The organism is Burkholderia sp. KCJ3K979 (assembly GCF_016759955.1).
Classification (GTDB): Bacteria; Pseudomonadota; Gammaproteobacteria; order Burkholderiales; family Burkholderiaceae; genus Burkholderia; species Burkholderia orbicola.
The window spans coordinates 19,935-27,275 of record NZ_JACFYV010000078.1; the positions used below are offsets into that span (position 1 = coordinate 19,935).

The following is a 7,341-nucleotide window of genomic DNA, read 5'->3' on the forward strand; positions in this document are numbered from 1 at the left end:
CTCCCTTGTCTTTCGTGATCGTCCTCGCCGCGCTGGCGTTCCTGATGTTCGCCGCGTATCGCGGCTACAGCGTGATCCTGTTCGCGCCGATCGCCGCGCTCGGCGCGGTGCTCCTGACCGAACCCGCCGCCGTCGCACCGGTCTTCTCCGGCATCTTCATGGAAAAGATGGTCGGCTTCGTCAAACTGTATTTCCCGGTCTTCATGCTGGGCGCCGTGTTCGGCAAGGTGATCGAACTGTCCGGGTTCTCCGAGTCGATCGTCCATGCGGCGATCCGCTACATCGGCCGCTCACGCGCGAATGCGGTGATCGTCGCGGTGTGCGCGCTGCTCACCTATGGCGGCGTCTCGCTGTTCGTCGTGGTGTTCGCGGTCTATCCGTTCGCGGCCGAACTCTATCGCCAGAGCAATATTCCGAAACGGCTGATGCCCGGCGCGATCGCACTCGGCGCGTTCTCGTTCACGATGGATTCGCTGCCCGGCACGCCGCAGATCCAGAACATCATCCCGACCACGTTCTTCAAGACGACCGCCTGGGCCGCGCCCGCGCTCGGCACGATCGGCTCGCTGTTCATCATCGTCGTCGGCCTCACATATCTCGAATGGCGCCGCCGTTCCGCGATGGCGAAGGGCGAAGGCTACGGCACGTCGCTCGTCAACGAGCCGGAGCGCGTCGAGGCGAAGGCGCTGCCGCATCCCGCGCTGGCGATCCTGCCGCTGATCCTCGTCGGCGTGTCGAACTTCGCGTTCACGAAGCTGATCCCGCAGTGGTACGGCGCCGCGTCGTACACGGTCGCGCCGGAAGTACTGCCGGGCGTGCACGCGCCGGTCACGACGTCGATCAAGACGGTCGTCGCGATCTGGTCGGTCGAGGCCGCGCTGCTGCTCGGTATCGTGCTGGTCGTGCTGACCGCCTTCAAGCGCGTCAGCGACCGCTTCGCCGCCGGCTCGAAGGCCGCCGTCGCCGGTGCTCTGCTCGCCGCGATGAACACCGCGTCGGAATACGGCTTCGGCGGCGTGATCGCCGCGCTGCCGGGCTTCCTCGTCGTCAGCGACGCGTTGAAGAGCATCCCGAACCCGCTCGTCAACGCGGCCGTGTCGGTCAGCTCGCTCGCAGGCATCACGGGCTCGGCGTCCGGCGGCATGAGTATCGCGCTCGCCGCGATGTCGGACCTGTTCATCAAGGGCGCGCAGGCGGCCAACATTCCGATGGACGTGCTGCACCGGGTCGTCGCGATGGCGAGCGGCGGCATGGACACGCTGCCGCACAACGGCGCGGTCATCACACTGCTCGCGGTCACGGGCCTCACGCACCGCGAGTCGTATCGCGACATCTTCGCGGTCACCATCATCAAGACGCTCGCAGTGTTCTTCGTGATCGCCGTGTACTACGCGACGGGGCTCGTGTAAGCGTCGGCATCCCAGGCGGCGCTTCATTCGCCGCCTGCCCTCGCCCTTCAAGATCGGACCGCATGCGCACTGGAACGGATTCCGGAATGCGCATCCGGTCCGATTTCATTTCGCTGCCCGTCGAATCAGGCCAAATCCCCGCCGCAGCGCTTGTACGCGCCCGGCGGTCGCCCCGGTCATTGCATAGCCTGCGCCCTTACTCGCCCATTGTTACCGGCAGCAGAACACTGCGTTGGGCGCGATCGCATTTTTCGCGCGGCCGCCCCGGCCTACACTGGTTTGAACGTCGCACGGCGCTTCGACGAACGAAGCGCTGCGATTCACCGGAATCGTGGAGGTCCCGACCATGAAGCGCCTGATCCAAGCCGTTGCCATCGCCCTGGCCGTCTCGGCCCCGTTCGCCGCGCAAGCCCAGTCGAACCAGCCGCTCACGCGCGCGCAGGTCCACGCCGAAGTCAAGGCGCTCAAGCAGGCCGGCTTCCAGTCGAGCGACTGGTTCTATCCGGCCAGCATCGTATCCGCCGAAGCGAAGATCGCCCGCGAGCACGACGCCGGATACGGCAGCGATCGCGGCGCATCGTCGGAATCGGGCCGGTAATTCGTCGTCCAGCCCGCCCGATGATCCTTCCGCGCGTCGTTACGCCTTCACGGGCTGGATCAGCTTCGTGCATGCCGCCGCCTGCGGATCGCCGGCCGGCAGTTTCCCGCACACGCCGTCGAACTGCTTGACGACCGACCTGACGGACGCGTCGTGCGCGCCGCTGCCGCGCCAGCGGTTCAGCTGCGTGACGACCTTGGTCAGCGCGCGCAGGTTCGCGCCGTAGAACGCGTCCCGGGTCTTGTCGGCCTGCGCGAGCACACTGGCGGCAATCCCTTCGATGCGCGCCGAATCGTCCGGCGCCAGTTCAACCGCATTCGCGAAGTAGGTCGCGCCCCAGCGCAGCTTCGTCGCCGGGCCGCTCGCTGCGTCGTACGCCTTGCGATACCAGTCGAGCGCGGCCGTCTTGTCGCCGCGCGCCTTCGCGTTCGCGGCCAGCCCCGACATGAAGTAGTACGGCGTGGACGAACGCGGCAGCTCGGCCTTCAGCAACGCATCCGATTCGTCGTACAGCCCCGCGTCGGTCAGCGTGTCCGCGCCTTCGCTGACGAGCGCCTGCCGCTCGTATGCATTCGCCGCGCCCTGCACCGATGCGGCAATCTGCTTGCGCGCGGTATCGGCGAGCGCCGGTGCGGCGAGTGGTGCGCCCTTGCGTGCGTCGCCGCGCGCGAGCAGCACGCGGCCGTGCAGCGCCATCAGCCGGTCGATCGACGACAGCGTGGTGTCGGTCGACAGGCGCGCCAGCGCCGTGTCATACGCGCCGCGCAATTTCGTGCGCTGCGCGTCGTCGCCGCCGAGATACGCGACCACGCGCGCGGGCGCGGCGACCAGCACGTCCGAATCGGCCCGCGACAGCGCGGCATCGTGCAGCACCATGCGCAGCGAATCGGCGAGCGCGGCCTTGTCGAGCGCGCCGGCCTGCGTCGGGTCGTCCGACGCGGCGACCACCGCCGACTTCAGCGCGAAGCGTGCCGATTCGGCTTTCGCACCGGCCGCCCGCGCGCGTTGCGCGAGCGACTGCAGCGTCTGCGCGACACGATCGGCCGGCACCGGCAGCGCGCCGTCGGTATCCCATGAATAGTCGGCCAGCAGGCGCCATTCGTCCGGCGTCAGCGACGCGCCGTTCTTCAGCGCCGTCGCGAGCGTCTGCCGCACCGGATGCGCGGCCGTCATCCCGAGCGACAGCGCCTGCATGTAGCGGTCGAGATCGGCTTCGCCCGGCAGCCGCGTCACTTCGGTGCCGTCGGGGCGGAACAGGATCATCGTCGGATAGCCGTGCACCTTGAAACGCTCGCCGAGCTTCTGCGCGCTTTCGGTATCGCCGTCGAGATACACGGGCACGAAGAACGACGAGCGTGTCTTGAATGCCTGCTGGCTGAAGATCGTCGACTTCACCTGGTTGCACGACGGGCACCATACCGCGCCCCAATACAGCAGCAGCGGCTTGCCCTCGCGCTTCGCGAGCGCGAACGCGGCATCGACGTCGCCGTGTTGCCACGCGATGCCGGGCGGCAGATGCGCACCGTCTGGCGATGCGCTCGCCACCGGGGCGCGCGCGGGCGTGGCGGCGGCGAGCGCCGCACCGGCGGCAACGAACAGGCAGGCGGCGGTGAGATTGCGGAGAACGGTTTTCATCGAAGCGGGTTCCGTTGAAAAAGACGGTTTCAGGGCGATGCCGCGCACGCAACGGGGGCCGTGAAGCGATGACGATGAGGCCGGCCGACAGGCAGCGCCGCGCATGCATCGATACGGAAAAGCGAAGCCGGCCGCAGCGACCGGCAAATCGTTCGACGATACGACGGGTACAGCCGAAGGAAAACGAACGAATTCTCGATTGGATATGACGGGCGGCAGCACGTGCGGCGTGTGCCGTCACGTCCGCGACGGCCAGGCCTTCATTGCCGCGCCTTGATCCGGGCCATGTGATACACGGACGCATGCACGCCGTCGCGCAACGCGTAATCCGGCGATTCGCCTTCGATGCGGAAACCGTTTTTCTCGTAGAGCGCGATCGCCGCGCGGTTGTCGGTGAACACGATCAGCTCGAGACGCGTGATGTTCAGCCAGTTCTCCGCGAGATCGATCGCGGCCGCGAGCAGCCGGCCGCCGATGCCGCGCCCGTGACGGGCCGCGTCGACCATCATGCCGAGCGCCGCCGCGTGGCGCCGGCGCGGATTCGGTTCGGGATGCAGGCCGAGATGGCCGACCACCGTGCCGTCGATTTCGGCGACGAGGCTCATGCCGTGCTCGCGCACGCTGTCGAGCCGCTTCTGCCATTTTTCGAGCGACGGAAACGGCTGTTGCAACGTATTCATGTACACCGCGGGATGCGCGGCGATCTGCCGGATCGCGTCGACGTCGTGCGTCTCGCTGTGCCGGATTCTGATATCGGTCATGGGTGGGCCGGTTCCGAAAAGTCACGCCGAAGGCGCGGGCTGCGCAGGCGCGCAGCAACGCATCGAGCTTAGCCGATTTCACGCCTTTGAAACACAGGTGTCACGCGGTCGCCAGTCAGGTTGCATCCGCAACGAAACGCGCGCGCCATCCACGAAAATCCGGAAAATTCTGACCGGTCACGCCCACGGAAATCGGTAATTTCTTACCGTTTTCAACCGCGTATCGCACCTGAACGAATCGTTGCGCACGCAACGTCACGTGCGCGACATGCGATGTCATTTCTTCATCACGTCGACGTCATGTCGACGCCCTAGACTGGGCGCCGCCGCAGTCCCGCATACGCCGGGTTGGTATGTGTGCCGGCACCTGCCGCCGCGCATCACGAGCGCGCGGCGCGCAGGATCGCGACGACGAAGCCGCGGCATCCGCGCGACGTCGGGCGTCGCGTGTCGCGTGTCGGGCGCAATGCGTGCCCGGCTGCGACACGCGGCCGCCGCCCCGAGCGCGCACGCATCGGCGATCGCCCCGGGGCCGGACGACGCCCGGGCACCACCAGACGAACGCACGACCGCTCCCACCCCTCACAGGACACGAACGCCATGACGTCACGCCGCAAATTCCTTCAGCAGACCGCCGGTTCCGGCCTCGCCGCCGCCGCGCTTTCCGCGTTTCCGCCGAGCATTCGCCGCGCGCTCGCGATTCCCGCCTTCCACGAAACGGGGACCATCCAGGACGTCAAGCACGTCGTGCTGCTGATGATGGAGAACCGCGCGTTCGACAGCTACTTCGGCACGTTCAAGGGCGTGCGCGGCTATGGCGACCGCTTCGCGGTGCCGTCGCCGAACGGCCGCGACGTGTTCTACCAGGCGTACACGAAGGCGACGCCCGCCGCGACCGTGACGCCGTATCACCTCGACGCGCGCCAGGGCAACGCGCAGCGCGCGGGCGGCACGCCGCACACGTGGGCCGACGCGCAGGCCGCGTGGGACCACGGCCGGATGAACCGCTGGCCCGACGCGAAGACGCCGCTGTCGATGGGCTATTACGACGCGGCCGAAGTGCCGTTCCAGCGCGCGCTCGCCGATGCGTTCACGCTGTGCGACCACTACCACTGCGGGATGCACACGGGCACGATCGCGAACCGCCTGTTCTACTGGAGCGGCACCAACGGCCCGAACGGCATCAGCCCGGCCGATGGCAGCCGCGTGAAGATCGCCGCGCTGAACAACCAGTTCAACGGCGGCAACGACATCGGCCCGTCGAGCCAGGGCTGGACCTGGACGACCTATGCCGACCGGCTGCAACAGGCCGGCGTGAACTGGAAGGTCTACCAGAGCCTGATCGACAACTTCGGCTGCAACGAGATGATGAGCTTCCGCCACTGGCGCGCGGCGATCGAGCAGATGCCGGCCGCGCGCCGGCCCGCGTACGTCGCGTCGACCGACATCACGCAGCCGGTGACGGCCGCTGGCGCGTTCTACGACCCGGCGATCGACGATCCGCTGAGCCCGCTCGCGAAGGGCTTCGGCAACACGATGCCGTACGGCTTTCTCGAAACGTTCCGCGACGACATCCGCGACGGCAAGCTGCCGGAAGTGTCGTGGATCATCCCGCCGTCCGCGTACAGCGAACACCCGGGGCCGTCGAGCCCTGCGCAGGGCGGCTGGTACGTGCAGGCCGTGCTCGACGCGCTGACGGCGAACCCGGAGGTCTGGAGCAAGACCGTGCTGCTGGTGAACTACGACGAGAACGACGGCTTCTTCGATCACATGCCGTCGCCGGCCGTGCCGTCGCGCAATGCCGACGGCACGCTCGCGGGCGGCCATACGCTGTCGGCCGCCGACGTCGCGGCCGAGTACCACGACTTCGCGCCGGCCACGTCGAGCCAGCCGGCCGTCGATGGCCGTCCGTACGGCCCGGGCCCGCGCGTGCCGATGTGGATCGTGTCGCCGTGGAGCCGCGGCGGCTGGGTCAACTCGCAGGTGTTCGACCATACGTCGACGCTGCGTTTCCTGGAGAAGCGCTTCGGCGTCGCGGAGCCGCAGATCAGCGCGTACCGCCGCGCGGTGTGCGGCGACCTGACGAGCGCATTCAATTTCCGCACGCCGAACAACGAGCCGCTGCCGACGCTCGCGGGCCGCACGACGAAAAGCCAGGTCGACGCGCTGAGCGCCGCGCAGCAAACCGCGCCGAAGATCGTGCCGCCCGCCACGCCCGCGCCGCCCGCACAGGCGACCGGCGTACGTCCGTCGCGCGCGCTGCCGTACGAACTGCACGCGAGCGCGCGCACCGATGCCGGCACCGGCACCGTCACGCTGAAGTTCGCGAACACCGGCCGCGCCGCCGCCGTGTTTCACGTCTACGACAAGCTGCACCTCGACCGGCTGCCGCGGCGCTACGTCGTCGAGCCCGGCAAGCGGCTGCACGGCGACTGGGCCGCGCGTGCCGACGATGGCGGTAAATATGACCTGTGGGTGCTCGGCCCGAACGGCTTTCACCGCCGCTTCACCGGCGACCTGAGCCGCGTGGGCGGAGCGCGCGCGCCGCATCCGGAAGTGCGCGTCGGCTATGCGGGCGCGAGCGGCAACCTCCACCTGCGGCTGCGCAACGACGGCGCTGGCACGGTGCGCTTCACGGTGAAGTCGAACCAGGTCTACGGGCCGCTGTCCGGGCGGGGCGGGAACGACGACCACGGTCATGGCCACGGCAACGAAAACGGCAACGGCACCACATGGACCGTCACGGTGCGCGCCGGCGACCAGTCCGAACTGCACTGGAAGCTCGACTCGACCGGCCATTGGTACGACTTCATCGTCACCGCCGACAGCGACGCGAGCTTCTCGCGCCGCGTGGCCGGCCGCGTGGAAACCGGCCGCCACTCGGTCAGCGACCCGGCGATGGGGCTCGCCGACCGCTTCTGACGCCGCCTCGGCGACG

At 68.4% G+C, this 7,341-nt stretch carries 5 protein-coding genes; 3 read left to right on the plus strand and 2 right to left on the minus strand.

Features of this window, described 5'->3' with window-relative positions; all coding sequences use genetic code 11:
* The first annotated feature begins 5 nt into the window (after window positions 1-5).
* Window positions 6-1,409, plus strand: coding sequence for a GntP family permease (locus H3O04_RS18285; protein ID WP_027810509.1), 1,404 nt, complete (start codon window positions 6-8; stop codon window positions 1,407-1,409).
* Window positions 1,410-1,755: 346 nt separating this feature from the next.
* Entirely contained in the window at window positions 1,756-2,007 is a 252-nt protein-coding gene (locus H3O04_RS18290; protein WP_011694888.1) for a DUF4148 domain-containing protein, read from the plus strand.
* Between the two features lie 39 nt (window positions 2,008-2,046).
* On the opposite strand, the gene H3O04_RS18295 is transcribed toward H3O04_RS18290, so the two are convergent.
* Complete coding sequence (locus H3O04_RS18295) at window positions 2,047-3,642, minus strand: thioredoxin family protein (protein WP_202588197.1); 1,596 nt, start codon at window positions 3,640-3,642, stop codon at window positions 2,047-2,049.
* Between the two features lie 260 nt (window positions 3,643-3,902).
* Entirely contained in the window at window positions 3,903-4,403 is a 501-nt protein-coding gene (locus H3O04_RS18300) for a GNAT family N-acetyltransferase (RefSeq protein ID WP_202588198.1), read from the minus strand.
* A gap of 600 nt (window positions 4,404-5,003) precedes the next feature.
* On the opposite strand from H3O04_RS18300, the gene H3O04_RS18305 reads away from it, so the two are divergent.
* Complete coding sequence (locus tag H3O04_RS18305) at window positions 5,004-7,325, plus strand: phosphocholine-specific phospholipase C (protein WP_202588199.1); 2,322 nt, start codon at window positions 5,004-5,006, stop codon at window positions 7,323-7,325.
* Window positions 7,326-7,341 lie beyond the last annotated feature (16 nt).

Coding starts and splice junctions, on each gene's coding strand:
- H3O04_RS18290 (WP_011694888.1), top strand. CDS start 1,756: ATGAAGCGCCTGATCCAAGCCGTTGCCATCGCCCTGGCCGTCTCGGCC.
- H3O04_RS18295 (WP_202588197.1), bottom strand. CDS start 3,642: ATGAAAACCGTTCTCCGCAATCTCACCGCCGCCTGCCTGTTCGTTGCC.
- H3O04_RS18300 (WP_202588198.1), bottom strand. CDS start 4,403: ATGACCGATATCAGAATCCGGCACAGCGAGACGCACGACGTCGACGCG.
- H3O04_RS18305 (WP_202588199.1), top strand. CDS start 5,004: ATGACGTCACGCCGCAAATTCCTTCAGCAGACCGCCGGTTCCGGCCTC.